Origin of the sequence: Nocardioides sp. NPDC057772 (genome assembly GCF_042798075.1) — a bacterium.
Lineage (GTDB): Bacteria > Actinomycetota > Actinomycetes > Propionibacteriales > Nocardioidaceae > Nocardioides.
Map to the genome: position 1 here is coordinate 1 of NZ_JBHVKN010000366.1, position 2,120 is coordinate 2,120.

At 67.2% G+C, this 2,120-nt stretch carries 3 protein-coding genes; 1 reads left to right on the top strand and 2 read right to left on the bottom strand.

Features of this window, described 5'->3' with window-relative positions; all coding sequences use genetic code 11:
• Positions 1–81: 81 nt before the first annotated feature.
• Positions 82–387: a metal-sensitive transcriptional regulator gene (locus ACFVJS_RS27710; protein ID WP_378886758.1), complete on the bottom strand. Its 306-nt coding sequence runs from the start codon at positions 385–387 to the stop codon at positions 82–84.
• A gap of 152 nt (positions 388–539) precedes the next feature.
• Between ACFVJS_RS27710 and ACFVJS_RS27715 the strand changes: the two genes are divergently transcribed.
• Positions 540–797 carry a CDGSH iron-sulfur domain-containing protein gene (locus tag ACFVJS_RS27715; RefSeq protein WP_378886759.1) on the top strand — a complete coding sequence of 86 codons (258 nt, stop codon included), beginning with the start codon at positions 540–542 and terminating at the stop codon, positions 795–797.
• Positions 798–879: 82 nt separating this feature from the next.
• On the opposite strand, the gene ACFVJS_RS27720 is transcribed toward ACFVJS_RS27715, so the two are convergent.
• The coding region (locus tag ACFVJS_RS27720) for an MFS transporter (protein ID WP_378886760.1) at positions 880–2,120 on the bottom strand (1,241 nt) is incomplete at its 5' end.

Consider the following 2,120-nt stretch of genomic DNA (forward strand, 5'->3'; position numbering starts at 1 on the left):
AGAGGTCTTCACGTGGAGGCTCCTTGGTCGGGACCAAAGGTCCGATTCGATGGTGGCTGTCTGTGTTGGCGATGCCGTGGGTCAGGAGCGGACCAGGCGAGCAATGGCGTCGGAAGCCTCTTTGATCTTCTCGTCGGCCTCCGGCCCACCAGTGGCGGCCGCCTGAGCGAGACAGTGGTTGAGGTGCTCATCGAGGAGCGCAAGGGACACCGACTGCAGCGCCTTCGTCACCGCAGACACCTGAGTGAGGATGTCGATGCAGTACTTCTCGTCCTCGACCATCCGCTGCAGGCCGCGAACCTGGCCTTCGACGCGCCGCAGCCTCTTGAGGTAGTCGTCCTGGCGGTGCATATAGCCGCGCTCGCTCTGGTGCTCGTGACTTCCCATGGTCATTTCCTCTGCTGCTCCGACGGCGTCGCTTCGATCACTCTAAACCATACCCCGGTATGGTATATCTCTTGGCGTGCGAGAAACCATACCCCCCCTACGGTACGGATGTCTACCGCGCAGACTCGTCCAGGAAAGCAGAGGAGCACCGCATGACCATCAGTTCGGCACCCGAAGGCAGCAGGGAGATCAAGCCCACGACGATCAAGACGGTCGACAACGGACCACTCCAGATCAAGGGGGCAGCGCAGCTCGTCGACCACGACGGCAACATCTACGACACCGGCCGAACGATCTTCCTGTGCCGGTGTGGCGAATCCAGGAACAAGCCATTCTGCGACGGCACCCACGCCAAGGTCGGCTTCGTTGCCAGCCATCGGGCGGACGCGGCAGAGCAAGAAGACGCCTAGCCCAGTCCGCGCCTCCGCCTCTGGCCCGACAGTTGACTTCCGTCGGGCCAGAGGCGCGACATCAGGGCCCTTGGATTGCCCATCAACGGTTCGCCCTTGAACGTGGATCAAGCGGCCGAGCGGCCGAGGGATGAGTCGATCCAGCCAGAGCGTGACCCCGACCTTCACCACGTACCGGCGGACCTGGCTGGATCCTCTTACGGTGCTGCGGCCTACGAGGGGCCGCATGCCGACCCCTTGGCCGGGTCCGCCAGCGCTCCGGAACGAAAGGCATCGCCCGCGCCCTGGCTGGCTCGCCGCGGGACACATCGGCCGCCGAGGTCGCCGGAACCAAGACGAGCAGAGCCGTCGAGGCCACACAGATCCCCGTGATCAGCACGCCTACGGTTGGGTCGAGCAGCGCCATCGCGCTTCCAGCCAGGAGCGGGCCGAGGAACTGCCCGCCGAGGAGGAAGCTGTTGGCAACGCCGAGATACCCAGCACGCTCGTGTTGACCTGCCTTCTGCGAGGCGTACAACATCAACGACTGTGCCAGCGCCGCGAAGCAGAACCCCTGAACGAACCGCAACGGCACCAATACGGGCAGCCAGCCCACAGTGGCCTGGATGAGCACCGTCGCGGCGGTGACGCCGCTCGCGATGGCCAGCGTGCGCAGCGGAACGCCGGTCTTGTCGTTGACCTTGCCCCACCACAGCGAGCCGATGAGGGTGCCGGCCCACATCACGGCGTGAAGCCCGCCGACCCATGGCCCTGCCTGTTGGGGTTCGGCCACCAGGTCGGTGACGAAGTCGGCATAGACCGGGATCAGGCCGTAGACGCCGAAGAAGGCGAGGAACCCACCAGCCAACGGGATCCAGCCGATTCGGGCACACACCGACACGAGGGCGGCCCGGGCAGGTTCCGCATCTATGGACGGCCTCCGCCCATGGTGGGGATTGCGCAGCCGGAGCGTGCAGACAGCCCCGAGCAGCAACGCCGTGACGGCGATCCCGATCAGCAACGGCCGGAGATCGCCGGTGGCCACCAGGGTGCCGCCGGCAACCGGGCCGGCCAGGGCGCCGGCTGCTGTGGCGCTGTAGGAGCGGCCCAGTGCGCGCCCGCGGCTGCCCTCGGAGGCCGCGGACCCCACGTACGCCGCGGCTGCCTCGACGACTCCGCCGAGCGCGCCCTGCACGATCCGGGCGGCCACCAGGGCCAGGGGGCTGCCGGCGGCGGCCATCAGCGCCATTGCCAGACACAGGCCGACTAGGGCGCGGACCACCATCCACTTGGGACCGATGCGGTCGCCCAGTCGGCCCCACAGCGGTGTGGTGATCGCGAGCG